Source organism: Kerstersia similis (genome assembly GCF_965139615.1).
Classification (GTDB): Bacteria; Pseudomonadota; Gammaproteobacteria; order Burkholderiales; family Burkholderiaceae_B; genus Kerstersia; species Kerstersia similis.
Genome location: NZ_CBCSIQ010000032.1, coordinates 1 through 18,931, shown reverse-complemented (window position 1 = coordinate 18,931; position 18,931 = coordinate 1). Strand labels below are relative to the sequence as shown.

The window sequence follows — 18,931 nt, the reverse complement described above, 5'->3', positions numbered from 1 at the left end:
TCGCACACCCCCCTACTGCGCCCGGCAAGCCGGCCCCTCGCCAACCTGCAGGCAGGCGCCAGCCAAAGCCTGATACCGGGCCGCCTGCGTATGCCTTCAGGAACGCGAGAACAGCAAGCCCAGCCCTGCCGTACCCAGGAACAGCCCGCAGCACTTGTTGAAACGCCCCATATTGCGCGGTGTCTTGAGCCAGCCGCCCAGATAGACCCCCATGAACGCATACAAGGCGATGGAGCCCCATTCCAAGATCAGGAACACGCCTCCCAGCATCAGCAACTGCTCCGCCACTGGCTGCGTGTGATCAACGAACTGCGGCAGCAAAGCGCCAAAAATCAGAATGGCCTTGGGATTGCTGATGGCGACCATGAACTCGGTGCGCATCAGTTGCACCAATGATTCATGCGCCACATGGGCACCGATAGCCGGGTCGAACCCGCCGACCTTGGCTCGCCACAACTTGATGGCGATATACAGCAAATAGGCAGCGCCCACGAATTTGACCGCCAGGAAGAACGAGGCTGACGCAGCCAGCAAGGCGGCCAGCCCCAGCGCCGACAGGACGATCAGAATGGCAAAGGCCGCCTCCCGCCCCAAACCTGCCCCCACGGCCTTGCGAAAGCCATGGCATGCGCCATTGTGTACGCTGAGCAGATTGTTCGGCCCAGGCACCAGATTCAGTGCAAAACAGGTGGGCACAAAAAGTAGCAGGCTGGTGAGTGTCATTTCCTATCCTATCGGCCAGGCCGGTACCGCAACGGGCGGCCAGAACGGCGAAATCCCCGCCCGATAAGACGCCGGCTTTCAAGGCAGCGGCGCGTTCCCGGACGGGGAGTACGGCATAAGTATGAACCCTGCTGCGGCTTTTGGCGAGACCGGCATGTGTTGTTCTCGACACAGTCCGCCAGGCTGGCCAGGCCTCAGGCAAAAAGAAAGGCGGCGGCCGTCAGAAACGGCCGCCGCCCGGCATCAGCACAGGCTGATGTACGTCTTATTCCTGATCTGCAGCTTGCTCGGCAGCGTCCACTTCCGGACGATCCACCAGCTCCATGAACGCCATCGGGGCGTTGTCGCCCTGACGGAAGCCCATCTTCAGCACACGGGTGTAGCCGCCGTTACGAGCAGCGTAGCGCGGGCCGATGACTTCAAACAGCTTGACCACGGCGTCGCGATCACGCAGACGGGCGAAAGCCAGGCGCTTGTTGGCCAGGGTGGGGTTCTTGCCCAGCGTGATCAGCGGCTCGATGACGCGACGCAGTTCCTTGGCTTTCGGCAAGGTGGTCTTGATCGCTTCGTGCGTGATCAACGAGACGGACATGTTGCGGAACATGGCAAGGCGGTGGCTGCTGGTGCGGTTCAGCTTACGCAGGCCGTTACGGTGACGCATGGTATTTCCTTTGAATCTTGAATGAACAGTGCCTGAGCACCTGGATAATCGGCTCTTCTATCACCTCTTGCGAGGCGCGGTCCGATGGAAAAATGGCATCAAATGCCGGTACTGCCACAACATCCGGAAGACATGCTTCCGGCCAGGGACGAAAAAGCTGCCCTGGAACGGCAATCCGGGCGAAACGGCTGCCCGGCTTGCCGCGTTGCCATGCAAATGCATGGCAACTCAAGCAGACAAGGCCCAGGCATGCGCCAGGGCCTTGTTTGATACTTTAGGGACGCTCGAGGCCCAGGGGCGGCCAGTTTTCCAGCTTCATGCCCAGGGTCAGGCCACGTGCGGCCAGCACTTCCTTGATCTCGTTGAGCGACTTGCGGCCCAGGTTCGGGGTCTTGAGCAGCTCGTTCTCGGTACGCTGGATCAGGTCGCCGATGTAGTAGATGTTTTCGGCCTTCAGGCAGTTGGCCGAACGCACCGTCAGTTCCAGGTCGTCCACCGGGCGCAGCAGGACCGGGTCGATCTGCGGCGCGCCAGCGCGGCTGGGCTGCTCGTAGGCGGATTCGCCCGGGCCTTCCAGCGCGGCGAACACGGAGATCTGGTCCATCAGGATGCGGGCCGATTGGCGCACCGCTTCCTCGGGCGTGATCACGCCGTTGGTTTCGATGTCCAGCACCAGCTTGTCCAGGTCGGTACGTTGCTCGACGCGGGCATTCTCGACCGCGTAGCTCACGCGGCGCACGGGGCTGAACGAAGCGTCCAGCACAATACGGCCGATGGATTGCGAACGGTCGTCAGCCAGGGCGCGCACGTTGCCGGGCACATAGCCACGGCCTTGCTCGACCTTGATCTGCATTTCCAGCTTGGCGTTTTCGCTCAGGTGGGCCAGCACATGATCCGGGTTGATGATTTCAACATCATGCGGCAGTTCGATGTCACGCGCGAACACATCGCCGGGGCCTTGCTTGCGCAGGATCAGCGTGACTTCTTCGCGGCTGTGCAGCTTGAACACCACGCCCTTCAGGTTCAGGATCAGGTCAACCACGTCTTCCTGGACGCCCGGCAACGTGGAGTACTCGTGCACCACACCGGTGATCTGCACTTCGGTCGGCGCGTAGCCAGTCATGGAGGACAGCAGGATGCGGCGCAGCGCATTGCCCAGCGTGTGGCCGTAGCCGCGCTCGAAGGGCTCCATGATGATCTTGGCATGGGTAGCGCTCAGCGTTTCGACTTCAATCGCACGCGGCTTCAGAAAACCTTGGACAGACATGAATGTTCCTTGATCAATACCCTCGGCTCGTTACACCGATAAGGCTGACGGAAAAGAGAAAGAAATGAACGGTGAACCAGGCACCACCGCCTATACCGCCAAACAAGGCGGCCATCCGTCGGGATGGCGGGGCAGACTGCCTGTTGCATGGATGCCGTCTGGCTGGGCGCGGCGATGAAGTTAACATCGGGGCACCCGCCCGCGACACACATGCAACAGGCAGCCGGGTGCAAATGCACGCGGCTGCCGAACAAGAATCGGAGTATAGCGCACCGCCACCGGAATGGCGGCGCCAGACCCGATAATCGCGTCGATTAACGCGAGTAAAGTTCCACGACCATGGATTCGTTGATGTCGCGAGCGACGTCGGAACGATCCGGGGCGGACTTGAAGGTACCGACCAGCTTGGTGGCGTCAACTTCCACCCACTGCGGCATGCCTTGGCTGGCGGCCAGATCCAGGGCTTCCTTGATACGAGCCTGGCCCTTGGCCTTCTCGCGCACGCCGATCACGTCACCTGCCTTGATCAGCATGGACGGGATGTCAGCCGTATGGCCGTTCAGTTCGATAGCGCGGTGAGCCACCAGCTGGCGGGCTTCAGCGCGCGTGGAACCGAAGCCCATGCGGTAAACGACGTTGTCCAGACGCGATTCCAGCAACTGGATCAGGATTTCGCCGGTGTTGCCACGACGGCGCTCGGCTTCTTCAAAGTACTTGCGGAACTGTTTTTCCAGAACGCCGTACATGCGCTTGAGCTTTTGCTTCTCACGCAGCTGCAGACCGTAGTCGGACGTACGGGCACCGGAGGTGCGGCCGTGCTGACCGGGCTTGGAATCCAGCTTGCACTTGGAATCCAGCGAACGGCGGGCGCTCTTCAGGAACAGATCGGTACCCTCGCGACGCGAGAGCTTGCACTTGGGGCCAATGTAACGTGCCATGTGGTTTTCCCTTAAATACGACGGCGCTTGGGCGGACGGCAGCCGTTGTGCGGCACCGGCGTGATGTCAGCAATGCTGGAGATCTTGATGCCCAGCGCATTCAGCGCGCGCACCGAAGATTCGCGGCCGGGACCAGGTCCCTTGATGCGGACTTCCAGCGTCTTGATGCCATACTCGATCGCCACGCGACCGGCGCTCTCGGCAGCAACCTGCGCTGCGAACGGGGTCGATTTACGCGAACCCTTGAAACCTGCGCCACCGGAGGTAGCCCAGGCCAGGGCATTGCCCTGACGGTCGGTGATCGTGATGATCGTGTTGTTGAAAGAAGCGTGAACGTGGGCGATACCGTCCGATACGTTCTTCTTGACCTTTTTACGGACGCGCGAGGCGCCGCTCGACGAAGCTTTGGCCATGATGTCTATCCTTGATTATTTCTTCAGAGACGCTGCGGCGCGACGCGGACCCTTACGGGTACGAGCGTTCGTGCGAGTGCGCTGACCGCGAACCGGCAGGCCACGCTTGTGACGCATGCCACGATAGGTACCCAGGTCGATGAGGCGCTTGATGGAAAGCTGCACTTCACGACGCAGATCACCTTCGACGGTGAAGACACCGACGTGTTCGCGGATACGCTCCAGCTCAGCGTCGGTGAGATCCTTGACCTTCTTGTCCACAGGTACGCCTGCGGCTTCGCAAATCTTGCGAGCACGGGTACGACCAATGCCGTAGATGGCGGTCAGGCCGATCTCGGCGTGTTGTTGCGGCGGAATATTGATGCCAGCAATACGGGCCATGACTGTTCCTTGAATAAATCCGTTGCTAATGACCGGCTAAACCGATCTGAATCCTGTTAGTCCCTGTACCCCGACCGGATCACTTGGACCGGAATACGATCCTGGCACGCGACAGGTCATAGGGCGTGAGCTCCACTGTGACCTTGTCACCCGGCAGGATCCGGATGTAATGCATGCGCATCTTGCCGGAAATGTGGCCAAGTACAACATGGCCGTTTTCCAGCTTGACGCGGAAAGTTGCGTTGGGGAGGTTTTCAATAACCTCGCCCTGCATCTGAATGACATCGTCCTTTGCCATTTTCTGCTACCACTCTACTAGCGCAAGGGTCGGTTCCCGCCCTTGAAGTTTGCCTTCTTGAGCAGAGAGTCATATTGATGAGACATCATGTAGGCTTGAACCTGGGCCATGAAGTCCATGGTTACCACCACCATGATGAGCAGGGAAGTGCCGCCAAACAGGAACGGAACATTCCAACGCATCACCAAAAACTCGGGAATCAAGCACACCAGCGTGATATACAACGCGCCCGCCAGAGTCAGGCGCATGAGGATCTTGTCGATATATCGCGCGGTTTGCTCACCAGGACGAATCCCCGGCACAAAAGCGCCGCTCTTCTTGAGATTGTCCGCAGTTTCACGGCTGTTGAACACCAGGGCCGTGTAGAAGAAGCAGAAAAAGATGATGGCAGTGGCGTACAGGGTGACATACAGCGGCTGACGCGGTTGCAAAGCCGCAGCCAGGTCACTCAGCCAACGCATGCTCTCGCCAGTGGCAAACCAGCTGGCCACCGTGGCGGGCAACAGAATGATGGACGAGGCGAAGATCGGAGGGATCACACCTGCCATATTCAGCTTCAGGGGCAGATGCGAGCTCTGGCCACCATAAAGCTTGTTACCCACCTGGCGTTTCGCATAGTTGACGGTGATCCTGCGCTGCGCACGCTCGACGAACACTACCAACGCCGTCACGGCGATGGAGAGTGCGACGATGAACAACGCGGCAGGCACCGACATAGCACTGGTACGCACCAGGTCCAACAGGCCCCCGACTGCCGAAGGCAGCCCGGCCACGATACCGGCGAAGATCAGGATCGAGATACCGTTACCCAGGCCACGCTCGGTGATCTGTTCGCCCAGCCACATGATGAACATGGTGCCGGTGACCAGCGTCACGACGGTCGTAAACCGGAACAGCATCGCACTGGTACCTGCAAGGATAAGCCCCTGCTGGGATTCCAGAGCCACCGAAATACCGATAGCCTGGGCCAGCGCCAGCACAACGGTGAAATACCGCGTGTACTGGGTGATCTTGCGGCGCCCTGCTTCGCCTTCCTTCTTCAGCGCTTCCAGCGAAGGAACCACCACGGACATCAACTGCATGATGATGGACGCGGAGATATAGGGCATGATGCCCAGCGCGAAGACGGAGAAACGCTCAAGCGCCCCGCCAGAAAACATGTTGAACAGGCCCAGGATCCCACCCGAGTGCTGACGGAACAAGTCCGACAGCGCATCGGGGTTGATACCAGGAACGGGAATATGCGTGCCGAGCCGGTAAACAACCAGCGCGAGCAACAGGAACACCAACCGACGCTTCAGATCGCCGTATCGGGGTCCGGTCTTGCCCAGTGCCTGCGCTTTAGCCACACATCACCTCGTGATCAAGCCAGCGAGCCGCCGGCCGCCTCAATGGCGGCGCGGGCGCCGGCCGTCGCCGTGATGCCCTTCAGGACCAGCTTGCGCGTCAGTTCGCCGGACTTGACGACTTTCGCGAAACGCACGGCCTGACCCACCACACCGGCTTGCTTCAGCACTTGCACATCGACTTCATCGACGGGCAGGCCTTGCAGCTCGGACAGGCGAACCTCAGCATACAGGTGACGATTCAAGGATTTGAAGCCACGCTTGGGCAGGCGGCGTTGCAGCGGCATTTGACCGCCTTCAAAGCCGACCTTGTGGAAACCACCGGTACGGGATTTCTGACCCTTGTGGCCACGGCCGGCGGTTTTGCCCAGACCGGAACCGATACCACGGCCGACGCGGCGACGGGCGCGCTTGCTACCTTCTGCCGGGGCCAGGCTGTTGAGTTGAATTTCCGACATCGTATTTCCTTAGACGTCCGAGACGGTAACGAGATAATCGACCTTGCGGATCATCCCACGCACTTCCGGCGTATCGACCAGCACCTTGCTGCTGTTCATACCGCGCAGCCCCAGGCCGCGAACCGTTTCACGGTGCGACTTGTGGGTGCCGATGACCGAACGCACCAGCGTAACCTTGATTTGCTTCTGAGCCATGACTTACCCCAGGATTTCTTCGACGGACTTGCCGCGCTTTGCAGCAACTTCCGCCGGCGTCTGGGCCGCACGCAGACCATTCAGCGTGGCGCGGACCATGTTGTAGGGGTTGCTCGAGCCCAGGCTCTTGGCAACCACGTTACGGACGCCCATCACTTCGAAGATGGCGCGCATCGGGCCGCCGGCGATGACGCCGGTACCTTCGGCTGCCGGCGAGATCAGCACCGTCGAGGCGCCGTGCTTGCCAACCACCGTGTGATGCAGCGTGCCATTCTTCAGAGGCACCTTGAACAGGCCGCGACGGGCTTGTTCCATTGCCTTCTGAACGGACACCGGCACTTCGCGGGCCTTGCCCTTACCCATGCCGATACGGCCGTCGCCATCGCCAACCACGGTCAGCGCAGCAAAGCTCATGGTGCGACCACCCTTGACGACTTTGCTGACGCGGTTGACCGCGATCATCTTTTCGCGGAAGCCGTCGTCGATTTCTTTCTCAGCGGCGTTCTTGCCTTGTACTTTAGCCATTTGACAATCCCTCGCTTAGAACTTGAGACCGGCTTCACGCGCGGCTTCGGCCAAAGCCTTCACACGACCGTGATAACGGAAACCCGAGCGATCGAAAGCCACGCTTTCGATGCCGGCGGCCTTGGCCTTCTCGGCCACGCGCTTGCCCACCAGGGTAGCAGCAGCGACGTTGCCGCCATTGCCTTCCAGCAGCTTGCGGACTTCGGCTTCCTGGGTGGAAGCGCTGACCAGCACGCGGTTGCCTTCCGGCGAAATGATGTTTGCGTAGATGTGCAGGTTCGAGCGGAAAACCGTCAGGCGATGAGCGCCCAGTTCGGCAATTTTCCGGCGAGTAGGCACCGCACGACGCAAACGGGAAAGATTCTTGTTCATAATGTTTCCTTGCTTGCGCGATTACTTCTTCTTGGTTTCCTTGATCGCCACGAATTCGTCAGCGTAGCGCACGCCCTTGCCCTTATAGGGTTCCGGCTTGCGATAGGCGCGAATCTTCGCGGCGGTCTGGCCCAGCACCTGCTTGTCGGAACCCTTCAGCACGATTTCGGTCGGCGTGGGGGTTTCCGCCTTGATACCGGCGGGCAGCGGGTGCACGATGTCGTGCGAGAAACCGAGTTGAAGCTTGACCGCGTCAGCTTGGGCCTGGGCACGGAAGCCCACGCCGATCAGCGTCAGTTTGCGCTCGAAGCCCTTGCTCACACCAGCAACCATGTTGGCGACCAGCGCGCGCACGGTACCGGACATGGCGTTGGCGTGGCGGCTGTCGTTAGCAGCGACGAACGACAGATTGCCGTCTTCCTGCTTGATCACGACGTTACCGTCCAGCGCTTGCGTCAGGCTGCCCAGGGGGCCCTTGACGACGATCTGGTCCTGGCTCAGGGTAACTTCCACACCCTTCGGCAGTTCAACGGGGTATTTTGCAATACGTGACATTCGAATCTCTCCTTAGGCCACGTAGCACAGCACTTCGCCGCCCACGCCATTGGCGCGAGCCTTGCGGTCGGTCATCACGCCACGCGAGGTGGACACGATGGCGACGCCCAGGCCGTTCATGACCTGAGGAATGCTGGTGCGACCCTTGTAAATACGCAGACCGGGGCGCGACACGCGCTCGATGCGCTCGATCACGGGACGGCCAGCGTAATACTTCAGGGAAATTTCCAGCTCGGGCTTGGCCGAGCCACCCTTGACTTCGAAACTCTCGATATAGCCTTCGTCCTTCAGCACAGCAGCAATTGCCACTTTCAGCTTCGAGGAGGGCATGCTCACCGAAGCCTTGTCAACTTGCTGCGCATTACGGATGCGAGTCAGCATATCGGCGATGGGATCGCTCATGCTCATAATTGAATCTCCTACCAGCTGGCCTTGGTGACGCCAGGAATCTCACCACGCATTGCGTATTCACGCACTTTGTGACGAGCCAGGCCAAATTTGCGGAACACGCCGCGGGGACGACCGGTCACGGCGCAACGGTTGCGCTGGCGAGTCGGGTTCGCGTTGCGCGGCAGCTCTTGCAGCTTCAGGCGCGCTTCGTAACGCTCTTCGTCGGTCTTGGAGGTATCGTCGATGATCGCCTTCAGCGCAGCGCGCTTGGCGGCGAACTTGGCGGCCAGCTTGGCACGCTTGATATCGCGATTGATCAGGGAAAGTTTAGCCACGTATCGCCCCTTAGTTGCGGAACGGGAAACGGAACGCCGTCAACAGCGCCTTTGCTTCCTCGTCGGTCTTGGCAGTGGTCGTGATACTGATGTTCAGGCCACGCAGCGCGTCGATCTTGTCGTACTCGATTTCGGGGAAAATGATCTGTTCCTTGACCCCGACGTTGTAGTTGCCACGACCATCGAACGCACGACCGGAAATACCACGGAAGTCACGCACGCGCGGCAGGGCCACGGTGACCAGACGGTCCAGGAATTCGTACATGCGTTGACCACGCAGGGTCACCATGCAGCCGATCGGGTAGTCTTCACGGATCTTGAAGCCGGCGATAGCCTTGCGGGTCTTCGTGATGACGACCTTCTGGCCAGCGATCTTGGTCAGATCGCCTGCGGCATTTTCAATGATCTTCTTGTCGGCAACCGCTTCGGACACACCCATGTTCAGGGTGATCTTGGTGATGCGCGGCACTTCCATGACGCTCTTGTAGCCGAACTTTTCCTTCAGTTCGGGTGCGATCTTGTCGCGATACAGTTCTTGAAAACGAGCCATGTCAGTTCCTTAAGCCTTGGCGCCGACGATTTCGCCGTTGGAGCGGTACACGCGCACCTTGCGGCCATCGACTTCCTTGATCCCGACGCGATCAGCCTTGCCGGTGGCAGGGTTGAAGATTGCGATATTCGAGATGTGGATGGGCAGGGTCTTTTCGACGATACCGCCCGTGGTGCCTTGCATGGGATTGGGGCGCACGTGCTTCTTCACCACATTGACGCCTTCGACCAGAACGTGGTCGGCATCAAGACGGGCCAGCACGACACCGCGCTGCTTGCGGCTGCGGCCAGCCAGCACGACGACTTCGTCGCCTTTGCGAATCTTGTTCATCGTATGCTCCTTACAGCACTTCCGGTGCCAGCGACACGATCTTCATGAAGCGGTCGGAACGCAGCTCGCGCGTCACCGGTCCGAAGATGCGGGTGCCGATAGGCTCCAGCTTGGCATTGAGCAAAACAGCGGCATTGCCGCCAAAACGGATCAGCGAACCGTCTTTACGGCGCACGCCCTTGGCGGTGCGCACGACGACGGCGTTGTAGATCTCGCCCTTCTTGACGCGGCCGCGGGGAGCCGCATCTTTGACGCTCACCTTGATGATGTCGCCAATGGCGGCATAACGGCGCTTGGAACCGCCGAGCACCTTGATGCACATCACTGACCGTGCACCGGTGTTGTCGGCCACGTCCAGCGTGGTCTGCATTTGAATCATGATTGTCCTTGTTCCAACTTAACCGGAATCCATGTCGTCCCTGCCCGGATGCCGCTACGGCACCCAATCCAGAAACAACATGCCCCCGCCAGTTTTGGCCCCGTTAGATCACGGCAGGTGCGTCCGAGACGCTTGCGCCGTCACCCTGGGATGAAAATCCTGCGGATAAAACTACCTGGCCACAGCCATACTTCAGCAAAACGTCCAGGTAAGCTCACGAATTTAGCACAGAGGCTAGTTAAAGTCCACAATATTTCCGAAAACGCAACACTGGCGGACGTCCATGAAAAAAGCAAGCCCTGGCTGGCAAGGCTTGCTTCATGCACTTCCGCCCCTTTCGAAGCGGAAGTGAACATAGCACCGATGGCTTAGATCACGCGAACCGCTTCGATCAGGCGCGTCACGCTCCAGGACTTGGAACGGGACAGCGGACGACCTTCCGCGATTTCGACGATGTCGCCTTCGTTGTATTGGTTGGCTTCGTCATGCGCCTTGTACTTATTGGAACGCACAACGATCTTGCCGTACAGCGGGTGCTTGGTACGGCGCTCAACCAGCACCACGACGGTCTTGTCCATCTTGTTGCTGACGACCTTGCCGATCAGCGTACGCTGACGCTTGGCCGGAGTGGTGTTTTGGGTTTCGCTCATATCAGTTTCCCGCCTTTTCCGTCAGCAGAGTACGCACGCGAGCGATGTCGCGACGAACCTTGCGGATCTGGCTGTGATTGGCAAGCTGCTGAGTGGCCTTCTGCAGACGCAGATTGAATTGTGCCTTCAGCAGGCTTTCGAGTTCCTTGCCGAGCTCGGCAGCGTCTTTGGCTCGAAGTTCGCTAGCTTTCATGTCGATCTCCTCAAGCACCGATATGACGCGACACGAACACGGTCGAGATCGGCAGCTTGGCAGCAGCCAGGCGGAACGCCTCGCGCGCCAGCTCTTCGCTGACCCCTTCCATCTCGTACAGCACCTTGCCGGGCTGAATTTCAGCAACCCAGTACTCCGGGTTACCCTTACCATTACCCATACGCACTTCAGCAGGTTTTTGCGAGATCGGTTTGTCCGGGAAAATACGGATCCAGATCCGGCCACCACGCTTGATGTGACGGTTGATAGCACGACGTGCAGCTTCGATCTGACGAGCGGTCAGACGACCGCGGCCCGTGGCCTTCAGACCGAATTCGCCGAACGAGACGGCGGTGCCGCGCGTCGCCAGGCCGGTGTTACGGCCCTTCTGCTCTTTGCGGTATTTCCTGCGTGCCGGTTGCAGCATGCTTATTCTCCTTCAGCCGCCGAGGCAGCATCAGACTTGCGCGGACCACGGCCACGACCGGCGCCACCGGGGCGACGGTTGTCCGGACGGTCGCCACGGGGACGACGCGGGCGGCGCTCTTCATCACGCGGCGCAACAGCCACTTCGGGCGGCAGTTCGCCGTTAGGCAGACGATCGCCCTTGTAAACCCAGACCTTGATACCGATGATACCGTAGGTGGTTTGGGCTTCGGACGTGCCGTAGTCGATGTTGGCGCGCAGCGTGTGCAGGGGCACACGGCCTTCGCGATACCATTCGGTACGGGCGATTTCGATACCGTTCAGACGGCCCGAGCTCATGATCTTGATGCCTTGCGCACCCAGGCGCATGGCATTTTGCATCGCACGCTTCATGGCGCGACGGAACATGATGCGCTTTTCGAGCTGCTGGGCGATCGAATCGGCGATCAGCTGAGCGTCGGTTTCCGGCTTGCGGATTTCTTCGATGTTGACGTGCACGGGCACGCCCATCAGACGCTGCAGATCGCTCTTCAGGCTTTCGATGTCCTCGCCGCGCTTGCCGATCACCACGCCCGGACGAGCCGAGTAAACAGTGATACGGGCATTCTTGGCAGGACGCTCGATGACCACGCGGCCAACGGATGCGCTCTTGAGCTTCTTCTTCAGATACTCGCGGACGCGGATATCTTCAGCCAGCATCGTGCGATACGACGAATCGCCAGCGAACCAGCGGGAAGTCCAGTCACGCGAGACTGCCAGGCGGAACCCAGTAGGGTGAATTTTCTGACCCATCTTGACTCCTTAGGCGCCGACCTTAACCACAATGTGGCAGGTCTGCTTCTCGATACGGTTACCGCGGCCTTTAGCGCGTGCGGAAAAACGCTTCAGCGACTGGGCCTTATCGACGTAGATCGTGGTGACCTTCAGTTCGTCGATATCAGCGCCGTCGTTGTGTTCAGCGTTGGCGATAGCCGAATCGACAGCCTTCTTCAGGATGACGGCGGCCTTCTTGGGCGAGAACGTGAGGATGGTCAGTGCCTGCGCCACAGACTTGCCACGGATCTGGTCAGCGACCAGACGGACTTTCTGAGCGGAGATACGAACCCCACGGACATTGGCGGTAGTTTCCATCGCTTACCTCTTGGCCTTCTTGTCCGCAGCGTGGCCCTTGAACGTACGGGTCAGTGCGAACTCGCCCAACTTGTGGCCAACCATGTTCTCGTTGATATAAACGGGAACGTGCTGACGACCGTTGTGCACAGCAATCGTCAAGCCGATGAACTCCGGCAGGACGGTGGAACGGCGCGACCAGGTTTTGATCGGCCTCTTGTCGTTGCCCGCGATTGCCTTTTCGACCTTGGAAACCAGGTGCGAATCGACAAACGGGCCTTTCTTGACGGAACGGGACATGATGTTCGCCTCTTACTTGCGCTTGCGCCGTTGGACGATCATGTTGTTCGTCCGCTTGTTGCGACGGGTCTTGAAACCCTTCGCCGGAGTACCCCAGGGGCTGACAGGCTCGCGTGCTTCGCCAGTACGACCTTCACCACCACCGTGCGGGTGGTCGATCGGGTTCATGGCAACACCGCGGACCGTCGGACGGATACCGCGCCAACGCACGGCACCGGCCTTGCCGATCTGGCGCAGGCTGTGTTCTTCGTTACCGACTTCACCGATGGTGGCGCGGCACTCGATGTGCACGCGGCGCACTTCGCCGGAGCGCAGACGCACTTGGGCGTAAACGCCTTCGCGAGCCAGCAGCACAGCGGAAGCACCAGCCGAACGTGCCATCTGGGCACCCTTGCCCGGCAGCAGCTCGATACCGTGAATGGTCGAACCCACCGGAATGTTGCGGATCGGCAGCGTATTGCCTACGCGGATCGGCGCATCCACACCGGAGAACACCGTTGCGCCAACTTCCAGGCCACGGGGAGCGATGATGTAGCGGCGCTCGCCGTCTGCGTACACCAGCAGAGCGATGTGCGCGGTACGGTTGGGGTCATATTCCAGACGCTCGACGCGTGCCGGGATACCATCTTTGTTACGACGGAAGTCGATAACACGATAGTGCTGCTTGTGACCACCGCCACGGTGACGCACCGTGATGTGACCATTGTTGTTGCGGCCCGAACCACGGCTCTTCTTTTCGAGCAGCGGTGCGTAGGGCGCACCCTTGTGCAGCTTGTCGTTGACGACCTTGATCAGGCCACGACGGCCGGCGGAAGTCGGCTTGACTTTAACGAGGGCCATTTAGTTCACCTCCGCAAAGTCGATCTGCTGACCCGGCTTGAGCGAGACATAGGCCTTGCGCTCATTGCGGCGACGGCCATTGAAACGACCGAAGCGTTTGACTTTGCCCTTGCGATTGAGGACCTGCACGGACTCGACCTGCACCTTGAAGAGCAGTTCGACGGCAGCCTTGATTTCCGGCTTGGTCGCGTCAGCAACCACACGGAAGGCGATTTGTTCGTTCTTTTCGGCGATGAACGTGGCCTTTTCGGTCACGATGGGCGCCAGAATGACTTGCAGCAAACGTTCCGTGCTCATCCCAGCATCTCCTCGAATTGCGCGACCGCAGCCTTGGTGATCAGCAGATTCTTGTAGTGAATCAGCGACAGCGGGTCGATGTAGCGCGGCTCGATCACAGCAACGTGCGGCAGGTTGCGCGTTGCCAGATAGGTGTTCTCATCAACGGAATCCGTGACGATCAGCACCGACTCGAGGCCCAGCGTCTTCAGGCGTTCAACGGCCTGCTTGGTCTTGGGCGTTTCCAGCGCGAAGTCTTCCACGACGGCCACACGGCCTTCGCGAGCCAGCTGAGAGAGGATCGAACGCATACCTGCGCGATACATCTTCTTGTTGATCTTCTGGCTGAAGTTTTCGTCGGGCGAGTTCGGGAATGCGCGACCACCCCCACGCCACAGCGGCGAGGACGTCATACCGGCGCGGGCACGGCCCGTACCTTTCTGGCGCCACGGCTTCTTGGTGGAGTGCTTGACTTCGTCACGACCCTTCTGGGCACGGTTGCCGCTGCGGGCATTGGCCTGGAAGGCAACGACGATCTGGTGCACCAGGGCTTCGTTGAAGTCACGACCAAACACCGCGTCCGGGACGCTGACGGTCGATTCGGACTGGCCTTGTTCGTTCAGGAGCTTGATTTCCATGGCTTAGGCACCCTTCTTCAGCGGCGTCTTGACGGCAGGACGCACAATGATGTTAGCGCCAGCGTGACCGGGAACGGCGCCCTTGACGAGCAACAGACCGCGTTCGGCGTCAACGCGCACGATGTCCAGGTTCTGAACGGTGCGGGTCACGTCGCCCATGTGGCCAGACATCTTCTTGCCCGGGAAAATCCGGCCCGGATCCTGCGCCTGGCCGATGGAGCCGGGCACGCGGTGCGAGCGGGAGTTACCGTGCGAAGCACGCTGAGAGCCGAAGTTGTGGCGCTTGATGGTACCTGCAAAGCCCTTACCGATGCTCGTGCCGGTGACATCGACCTTCTGGCCGGCTTCAAACACGCTTTCAACGGCAACGACGGCGCCAGGAGCGAACTCGGCGGCGCGGGCGGGGTCAAGACGGAACTCCTTGAGGGAGCTGCCGGCTTCGATGCCTGCCTTGGCAAAGTGGCCGGTTTCAGGCTTGGTCACGCGGGAAGCGCGGCGTTCGCCATAGGCCAGTTGCACAGCTGCATAGCCGTCGGTTTCGACGGACTTGACCTGGGCGACGCGGTTGTTCGACACGTCCAGCACGGTCACGGGGATGGACACGCCATCATCCGTGAAAATGCGGGTCATGCCGACTTTGCGCCCCACCAGCCCAAGCCGGAACGCGGCAGGCGTGGGTGTCGGATTCGACATTGTTTTCTCCGGGGTTGTAACCCTAATCCCGACTACGATTGGTCGGGGCTGCGTTAATGCACACAACAGCTGCACCAGGAAACCTCGGCTTCCATGGCACCCCGCCTGACGCGAAAAAAAACGCGGCATGCGGACTGTTTGCACGCACATGAATAATGCCCCAGTTAGGGCAAGTCTCCGATTCTAGCATGATGCGCAGAAAATGCGCAATCCATGGCGTGCTCACAACACTTTTGTCAAGTGCAGTGCGCCCAGCCCCTGCGCCTACTCTTCGCCCTGTGCCGCAAAACTCTCGGCCAGGAAGTCCAGCAAAGCGCGAACCGCCGGCAACTGCCCGCGGCGCGAGGCGAACACGGCATGGATGATGCCGCACGGCGGCTCCCAACCCGGCAGGAGCATTACCAGTTCCCCCCGGGCCAGCTCCTGGCTGATCGTCATATAAGGCAGCTGCACCACGCCAACGCCCCGCACGGCCGCATCGCGCAGCACGTTCAGGCCGCGCGTCACCAGGCGCGGCTGGTGACGCAGTACGACTTCGCTTTTGTCCGGCCCCAGCAGATGCCAGGTGAAATCCCCGCGCTGCAAGCCATGCCCCATGCTGGGCAGGCGACGCAAATCTTCCAGCTCCCGCGGCTTGCCCTCCCGCGCCAGCAGGGCCGGGCTGGCGACCAGGCATTGCCGCCGGCGCCCCAGCACACGCATCACCAGTTCACTGTCCTCCAGGGGCGGCGGCCGCACCCGGATGGCAATGTCCACGCCTTCGCCCACGACATCGACACGGCGATTGGTCTCTTCCAGGTGAATATCCACCAGCGCATGGCGCGCCATGAAATTCGCGACCATCTCTCCCACACTGGCATCCAGCAGCGCAACGGGACAGGTCATGCGTACCATCCCGCGGGGTTCGGAATGCGCCAGGGCGACGGCCTCGTCGGCAGCATCGGCCTCGACCAGCATGGCCTTGCAATGCGTGTAATACACCTGCCCGACATCCGTCACGGAAAAGCGGCGCGTGGAGCGCTGGATCAAGCGTACGCCCAGGCGCTCTTCCAGCATGGCCACATGCCGGCTCAACTTTGATTTGGGCACACCCAGCACCCGGCCTGCAGGCGCGAACCCGCCATGCTCGACCACCTGCACATAGTAATAAAGGTCGTTCAGATCACGCCGCATCCCGTACGCTCCAGGCCAGCCCGGACATACGCCGAGGCCGGCTGCAACCTTCCACACCCATCTTCCCGCACCGCGCGCTGCCATGGCGCGCCCCCAGCGACTATGATAGCGGAATCATTCCGGCCGCCAAGACAACTCTCGCACCCTCTAAAATACCGGCGCCCTATCCTCTTCCCTTTCCCGTCATGCTGCTGCACATCCTGTACCTGATCGCCATCGTCGCCGAAGGCATTACCGCCGCCCTGGCCGCCGGCCGCCGCAACATGGACTGGGTCGGCGTATTTCTATTGGGGTGCATCACCGCACTGGGCGGCGGCTCTGCGCGCGATATCGTACTGGGACACTACCCGCTGACCTGGGTTCAACACCCTCACTATCTGCTGATTACCGGCGGCGCCGCGCTGCTGACCATCGCCGTGGCGCGCTTCATGCACCGCCTGCACAAGCTGTTCCTGTTCCTGGATGCCATCGGCCTCGTCGTCTTTACCGTGATCGGCTGCAACATCGCCATGGAAATGCAGCTGCCGGTCATCATCATCATCGCTTCCGGCATGATCACCGGCTGCGTGGGCGGCGTGCTGCGGGATATCCTCTGCAACGATATTCCGCTGTTGTTCCGCAGCGAACTCTATGCCACCGTGTCCATTTTTACCGGTTGCCTCTATATCGGCGGCCTGGCGCTGGACCTGCCCCACAACATGGTCATGGGCACAGCCATGGTCGCCGGCCTGACGCTGCGCCTGCTGGCGCTGCGTTTCGACTGGAGCATGCCAAAATTCATCTACAGCCGGGGCGATCAGTAGCCGCCGCCCAGGCGTGCGCCACGCCGGCGTACGCCTTCCACTCCCGCCCGGCTGGCACAGGCTGATTCCATCAGCCATTGACCGGAGCCAGCATGCCTATCGGTACTCACGCAACGCCACTGCACCGTCCCATTGGCATTTTCGATGCCGGCATTGGCAGCTACGCCATTGTTGAACTGGTGCGCCAACACTTTCCCGAGCAGGACATTATCTATTTCGCGGATCGCGCCAGCTTTCCTTATGGCATGCGCACACCGGCCGAACTACGGGCCTCCGTCGGCGCCGCCATCAAATACCTGGCCGGCCAGGGTGCGCAGGCAGTCGTCCTGGCCTCGAACGCACCTTCCGTCATGGTGCTCGATGCCCTGCGCCCCGCCATGCCCGTCCCCGTGCTCGGCATCTATCCGCCTGTTGCCGCCGCCCTCGCGCGCTCACGCTCCGGTCATGCAGCGGTACTGGGTGTGCAATCCCTGGTCAGCAGCCCCGAAATCCGTGCGTATATCGCCACGCAGGTTCAGTCTGCCCGCAACACTGCATCCGCCGTCGCGACGTCCGCCATCGCAGCTCCCGTGGCTGCCGCCTCCGCGGCCCCAGGCACATCGGCGGCCAACAGCATAGGCCCGGTGGCCCTGGTCAATGCCTCATCACTGGTGGCGTATGTCGAAGACGGCAGCTTTCTTTCCCGGCCCGAGGCCACCCGGCAAGCCGTCCAGGCCTTCATGGACCGATTGCAGCGCGAACTGCCCCAGGTAGATACCTGCACACTGTCCTCCACCCACCTGCCCTGGCTACGCCACTACTTCGAAGCCGCAGCGCCCCGACTGGCCTTCGTGGATCCGGCAGAAACCCTGCTGCCCCAACTACAGCCCCATCTATCGCCAGGCCAGGGCCGCACCCTATGCCTGGCGAGCGAATCCGAGACCTACCCCATCGCCGGATTGAAGGAAATGCTGACCCGGCTCGGCGTCAATCTCGACCCCATTCCGATACAGCTTCCTTAAACCCCTGCACAAAATCCAGGGGCGAAAAAAAAGACACTCCGTAGAGTGTCTTTGTTCTTGCGTCAGGGCAGCCAGGCGCTCCGAAGAACCGCCGCGCCCCGCAAGAGTGCGATAACGCTTAGACAGCGATATCGACGTCCACACCAGCCGGCAAGTCCAGGCGCATCAGCGCATCAACCGTCTTGTCGGTGGGATCCACGATATCCATCAGGCGTTGGTGCGTACGGATTTCGAACTGATCACGCGACGTCTTGTTGACGTGCGGCGAACGCAGCACATCATAGCGACGGATACGGGTGGGCAGGGGAACCGGACCACGGACCACAGCACCAGTGCGCTTGGCGGTTTCGACGATTTCAGCGGCCGATTGGTCGATGAGTTTATAGTCGAACGCTTTCAGACGGATGCGGATTTTCTGGTTTTTCATTGGAATTCCTAAAGAACGCAATTTGGACGCGGGAACCCGAGGGTTCCCGCAACAAGCAGCAATGCTTACTTGATGATGCTGGCAACGACGCCGGCGCCGACGGTACGACCGCCTTCACGGATGGCGAAACGCAGGCCTTCTTCCATGGCGATGGGGGCCAGCAGCTTCACAACGATGGAGACGTTGTCGCCCGGCAGAACCATTTCCTTGTCAGCCGGCAGGTCGATCGTGCCCGTCACGTCCGTGGTACGGAAGTAGAACTGGGGACGATAGCCGTTGAAGAAC

At 60.5% G+C, this 18,931-nt stretch carries 33 protein-coding genes; 2 read left to right on the top strand and 31 right to left on the bottom strand.

Translation table 11 applies throughout. The annotated features are described in order from the left end of the window. Positions 1–96 precede the first annotated feature (96 nt). From ACNA1V_RS15810 to ACNA1V_RS15670, 29 genes are all read right to left on the bottom strand, one after another. Positions 97–723: a LysE family translocator gene (locus ACNA1V_RS15810; protein ID WP_415834550.1), complete on the bottom strand. Its 627-nt coding sequence runs from the start codon at positions 721–723 to the stop codon at positions 97–99. Between the two features lie 265 nt (positions 724–988). Then, complete coding sequence (rplQ, locus tag ACNA1V_RS15805) at positions 989–1,384, bottom strand: 50S ribosomal protein L17 (RefSeq protein ID WP_415834549.1); 396 nt, start codon at positions 1,382–1,384, stop codon at positions 989–991. 274 nt (positions 1,385–1,658) lie between these two features. After that, complete coding sequence (locus ACNA1V_RS15800; RefSeq protein WP_415834548.1) at positions 1,659–2,651, bottom strand: DNA-directed RNA polymerase subunit alpha; 993 nt, start codon at positions 2,649–2,651, stop codon at positions 1,659–1,661. Between the two features lie 314 nt (positions 2,652–2,965). Beyond that, on the bottom strand, positions 2,966–3,589 hold the full coding sequence (gene rpsD, locus ACNA1V_RS15795) for a 30S ribosomal protein S4 (RefSeq protein ID WP_415834547.1): 624 nt from the start codon (positions 3,587–3,589) through the stop codon (positions 2,966–2,968). 11 nt (positions 3,590–3,600) lie between these two features. Then, complete coding sequence (rpsK, locus tag ACNA1V_RS15790; protein WP_415834546.1) at positions 3,601–4,002, bottom strand: 30S ribosomal protein S11; 402 nt, start codon at positions 4,000–4,002, stop codon at positions 3,601–3,603. Between the two features lie 15 nt (positions 4,003–4,017). Then, positions 4,018–4,383, bottom strand: a complete 366-nt coding sequence (rpsM, locus tag ACNA1V_RS15785; protein ID WP_415834545.1) for a 30S ribosomal protein S13 — start codon at positions 4,381–4,383, stop codon at positions 4,018–4,020. A gap of 79 nt (positions 4,384–4,462) precedes the next feature. Continuing rightward, positions 4,463–4,681, bottom strand: coding sequence for a translation initiation factor IF-1 (gene infA, locus ACNA1V_RS15780; RefSeq protein WP_068375372.1), 219 nt, complete (start codon positions 4,679–4,681; stop codon positions 4,463–4,465). 17 nt (positions 4,682–4,698) lie between these two features. Then, complete coding sequence (secY, locus tag ACNA1V_RS15775) at positions 4,699–6,030, bottom strand: preprotein translocase subunit SecY (protein WP_068375370.1); 1,332 nt, start codon at positions 6,028–6,030, stop codon at positions 4,699–4,701. A gap of 14 nt (positions 6,031–6,044) precedes the next feature. Continuing rightward, the gene (gene rplO, locus ACNA1V_RS15770) at positions 6,045–6,485 is read right to left on the bottom strand and encodes a 50S ribosomal protein L15 (protein ID WP_415834544.1); all 441 of its coding nucleotides are present in this window, start codon (positions 6,483–6,485) and stop codon (positions 6,045–6,047) included. A gap of 9 nt (positions 6,486–6,494) precedes the next feature. Further along, the gene (rpmD, locus tag ACNA1V_RS15765) at positions 6,495–6,680 is read right to left on the bottom strand and encodes a 50S ribosomal protein L30 (protein ID WP_415834543.1); all 186 of its coding nucleotides are present in this window, start codon (positions 6,678–6,680) and stop codon (positions 6,495–6,497) included. A gap of 3 nt (positions 6,681–6,683) precedes the next feature. After that, positions 6,684–7,205, bottom strand: coding sequence for a 30S ribosomal protein S5 (rpsE, locus tag ACNA1V_RS15760; RefSeq protein ID WP_068375360.1), 522 nt, complete (start codon positions 7,203–7,205; stop codon positions 6,684–6,686). Between the two features lie 15 nt (positions 7,206–7,220). Then, entirely contained in the window at positions 7,221–7,577 is a 357-nt protein-coding gene (gene rplR, locus ACNA1V_RS15755) for a 50S ribosomal protein L18 (RefSeq protein ID WP_068375359.1), read from the bottom strand. A 21-nt stretch (positions 7,578–7,598) separates the two neighbouring features. After that, positions 7,599–8,132, bottom strand: a complete 534-nt coding sequence (rplF, locus tag ACNA1V_RS15750; protein ID WP_415834542.1) for a 50S ribosomal protein L6 — start codon at positions 8,130–8,132, stop codon at positions 7,599–7,601. Positions 8,133–8,144: 12 nt separating this feature from the next. After that, the gene (gene rpsH, locus ACNA1V_RS15745) at positions 8,145–8,540 is read right to left on the bottom strand and encodes a 30S ribosomal protein S8 (protein WP_068375353.1); all 396 of its coding nucleotides are present in this window, start codon (positions 8,538–8,540) and stop codon (positions 8,145–8,147) included. Positions 8,541–8,551: 11 nt separating this feature from the next. Further along, positions 8,552–8,857, bottom strand: coding sequence for a 30S ribosomal protein S14 (rpsN, locus tag ACNA1V_RS15740; protein ID WP_068375350.1), 306 nt, complete (start codon positions 8,855–8,857; stop codon positions 8,552–8,554). A gap of 10 nt (positions 8,858–8,867) precedes the next feature. After that, positions 8,868–9,407, bottom strand: a complete 540-nt coding sequence (rplE, locus tag ACNA1V_RS15735; protein ID WP_068375347.1) for a 50S ribosomal protein L5 — start codon at positions 9,405–9,407, stop codon at positions 8,868–8,870. A 9-nt stretch (positions 9,408–9,416) separates the two neighbouring features. Further along, the gene (gene rplX, locus ACNA1V_RS15730; protein ID WP_415834541.1) at positions 9,417–9,737 is read right to left on the bottom strand and encodes a 50S ribosomal protein L24; all 321 of its coding nucleotides are present in this window, start codon (positions 9,735–9,737) and stop codon (positions 9,417–9,419) included. A 10-nt stretch (positions 9,738–9,747) separates the two neighbouring features. Continuing rightward, positions 9,748–10,116, bottom strand: coding sequence for a 50S ribosomal protein L14 (gene rplN / locus ACNA1V_RS15725; RefSeq protein WP_068375341.1), 369 nt, complete (start codon positions 10,114–10,116; stop codon positions 9,748–9,750). Positions 10,117–10,484: 368 nt separating this feature from the next. Beyond that, positions 10,485–10,766: a 30S ribosomal protein S17 gene (gene rpsQ, locus ACNA1V_RS15720; protein ID WP_068375338.1), complete on the bottom strand. Its 282-nt coding sequence runs from the start codon at positions 10,764–10,766 to the stop codon at positions 10,485–10,487. 1 nt (position 10,767) lies between these two features. After that, on the bottom strand, positions 10,768–10,959 hold the full coding sequence (gene rpmC / locus ACNA1V_RS15715; protein ID WP_068375329.1) for a 50S ribosomal protein L29: 192 nt from the start codon (positions 10,957–10,959) through the stop codon (positions 10,768–10,770). A gap of 10 nt (positions 10,960–10,969) precedes the next feature. Beyond that, complete coding sequence (gene rplP, locus ACNA1V_RS15710; protein WP_068375326.1) at positions 10,970–11,386, bottom strand: 50S ribosomal protein L16; 417 nt, start codon at positions 11,384–11,386, stop codon at positions 10,970–10,972. Positions 11,387–11,388: 2 nt separating this feature from the next. Beyond that, the gene (rpsC, locus tag ACNA1V_RS15705; protein WP_068375323.1) at positions 11,389–12,177 is read right to left on the bottom strand and encodes a 30S ribosomal protein S3; all 789 of its coding nucleotides are present in this window, start codon (positions 12,175–12,177) and stop codon (positions 11,389–11,391) included. Between the two features lie 9 nt (positions 12,178–12,186). Beyond that, positions 12,187–12,516: a 50S ribosomal protein L22 gene (rplV, locus tag ACNA1V_RS15700; RefSeq protein ID WP_415834540.1), complete on the bottom strand. Its 330-nt coding sequence runs from the start codon at positions 12,514–12,516 to the stop codon at positions 12,187–12,189. Between the two features lie 3 nt (positions 12,517–12,519). Continuing rightward, a complete protein-coding gene (rpsS, locus tag ACNA1V_RS15695) occupies positions 12,520–12,795 on the bottom strand; it encodes a 30S ribosomal protein S19 (protein WP_068375319.1) in 276 nt (91 codons plus the stop codon). Positions 12,796–12,807: 12 nt separating this feature from the next. After that, positions 12,808–13,635, bottom strand: coding sequence for a 50S ribosomal protein L2 (rplB, locus tag ACNA1V_RS15690; protein WP_415834539.1), 828 nt, complete (start codon positions 13,633–13,635; stop codon positions 12,808–12,810). Next, the gene (rplW, locus tag ACNA1V_RS15685; RefSeq protein WP_068375313.1) at positions 13,636–13,932 is read right to left on the bottom strand and encodes a 50S ribosomal protein L23; all 297 of its coding nucleotides are present in this window, start codon (positions 13,930–13,932) and stop codon (positions 13,636–13,638) included. After that, positions 13,929–14,549, bottom strand: a complete 621-nt coding sequence (gene rplD / locus ACNA1V_RS15680; RefSeq protein ID WP_415834538.1) for a 50S ribosomal protein L4 — start codon at positions 14,547–14,549, stop codon at positions 13,929–13,931. The genes rplW and rplD overlap by 4 nt, the downstream gene beginning before the upstream one ends. A 3-nt stretch (positions 14,550–14,552) precedes the next feature. Then, on the bottom strand, positions 14,553–15,242 hold the full coding sequence (gene rplC / locus ACNA1V_RS15675) for a 50S ribosomal protein L3 (protein WP_068375308.1): 690 nt from the start codon (positions 15,240–15,242) through the stop codon (positions 14,553–14,555). A gap of 264 nt (positions 15,243–15,506) precedes the next feature. Beyond that, positions 15,507–16,415 carry a LysR family transcriptional regulator gene (locus ACNA1V_RS15670; protein WP_415834537.1) on the bottom strand — a complete coding sequence of 303 codons (909 nt, stop codon included), beginning with the start codon at positions 16,413–16,415 and terminating at the stop codon, positions 15,507–15,509. Positions 16,416–16,600: 185 nt separating this feature from the next. On the opposite strand from ACNA1V_RS15670, the gene ACNA1V_RS15665 reads away from it, so the two are divergent. Together ACNA1V_RS15665 and ACNA1V_RS15660 are read left to right on the top strand one after the other, a co-directional pair. Continuing rightward, positions 16,601–17,218: a trimeric intracellular cation channel family protein gene (locus ACNA1V_RS15665; RefSeq protein WP_415834536.1), complete on the top strand. Its 618-nt coding sequence runs from the start codon at positions 16,601–16,603 to the stop codon at positions 17,216–17,218. A 92-nt stretch (positions 17,219–17,310) separates the two neighbouring features. After that, positions 17,311–18,219: a glutamate racemase gene (locus ACNA1V_RS15660; RefSeq protein ID WP_415834535.1), complete on the top strand. Its 909-nt coding sequence runs from the start codon at positions 17,311–17,313 to the stop codon at positions 18,217–18,219. Between the two features lie 118 nt (positions 18,220–18,337). On the opposite strand, the gene rpsJ is transcribed toward ACNA1V_RS15660, so the two are convergent. Together rpsJ and ACNA1V_RS15650 are read right to left on the bottom strand one after the other, a co-directional pair. Then, on the bottom strand, positions 18,338–18,646 hold the full coding sequence (rpsJ, locus tag ACNA1V_RS15655) for a 30S ribosomal protein S10 (protein WP_068375295.1): 309 nt from the start codon (positions 18,644–18,646) through the stop codon (positions 18,338–18,340). 65 nt (positions 18,647–18,711) lie between these two features. Next, a partial coding sequence (locus ACNA1V_RS15650) for an EF-Tu C-terminal domain-related protein (RefSeq protein ID WP_462937409.1) occupies positions 18,712–18,931 on the bottom strand: 220 nt, incomplete at its 5' end.